We start from the raw sequence: 1,006 nt of genomic DNA on the forward strand, positions 1-1,006 counted from the left end.
CAGGTACATTTCCCGGGGGCGCATCTGGGCATGTTCCGGTCTGCCACGGGCGACCAGTGCGATACCGCAGACGAAAGTGATCAGGCTCGACCAGAGAAACGCCGACAAGTCGTCGTTGCGGTCGTAGAACATCAGCGTGAACAGCGGAATCGCCATGCTGATCGCGAGGGTGATGAGGAAAATACCGAGGATGAAACCGATGAGACGCAGAACCGCAATCGACATGAGAAACGCCTGATCCAATGAGCCGCACAGTATCGATTTTGGTGAATCGGCTACCGCGTAAAGTTTACGTAAAAAAAGAGCGGTGGCGCTCGATGACAAGGCAGTTTTCTTCAATACCCCTGGAGCAGTCCCCTTTACCTTTGGGCCTCTTTCCTGAACTGAAGAAGATTATGTGATGAGCTTGATATTTTCCATGGCAACCTTCGCGCTGGTGGCTTCCATTACCCCTGGACCGGTCAATATCGTCGCCCTCAGCGCCGGGGCTCGCTATGGGTTTCGCGCCACCTTGCGCCATGTCGGCGGTGCGACCCTGGGGTTTGTCCTACTGCTGGTCTTGATGGGGCTGGGGTTGCACGAAGTGTTGCAGCGCTGGCCGGGCCTCACGCGCGTGGTGCAACTGGCGGGCGTGGCATTCCTGTTGTACATGGCCTGGAAACTGGCGATGGACAACGGCGAGTTGGGGGACCGGGACGAGGGGCGCGCGCCGTCGATGTTCCACGGGGCGCTGATGCAATGGCTCAACCCCAAGGCCTGGCTGGCCTGCGTCGCGGGGATGGGCGCTTTTGTGGCCGATGGCGAGGCATCGCTGGTGTGGCAGTTCGCGGCGATTTACCTGGTGATCTGTTACCTGTCCGTAGGCTGCTGGGCGTACGCCGGCAGCTTCCTGCGTATTTGGCTGGGGAATCCGGCGACCATGCGCCTGTTCAATCGGGCGATGGCGGTGTTGCTGGTGGCGAGTGCGGTGTATCTGTTGTTGCCGTAAGCGACCCATCCTTGCGGT

The 1,006-nt window shown here is 59.5% G+C and carries 1 protein-coding gene and 1 pseudogene; one reads left to right on the plus strand and one right to left on the minus strand.

The window, feature by feature from the left end:
• A pseudogene (locus OC610_RS27985) lies at window positions 1-225 on the minus strand (potassium transporter TrkH); the annotation flags it as partial.
• Between the two features lie 175 nt (window positions 226-400).
• On the opposite strand from OC610_RS27985, the gene OC610_RS27990 reads away from it, so the two are divergent.
• A complete protein-coding gene (locus tag OC610_RS27990; protein WP_264432848.1) occupies window positions 401-988 on the plus strand; it encodes a LysE family translocator in 588 nt (195 codons plus the stop codon).
• Window positions 989-1,006 lie beyond the last annotated feature (18 nt).

It is taken from the genome of Pseudomonas agronomica, assembly GCF_025917275.1.
In the GTDB taxonomy this organism is placed as follows: Bacteria; Pseudomonadota; Gammaproteobacteria; order Pseudomonadales; family Pseudomonadaceae; genus Aquipseudomonas; species Aquipseudomonas agronomica.

Excerpts from the sequence above, each read along its gene's own strand:
- OC610_RS27990 (WP_264432848.1), top strand. The coding sequence starts at position 401 with ATGAGCTTGATATTTTCCATGGCAACCTTCGCGCTGGTGGCTTCCATT.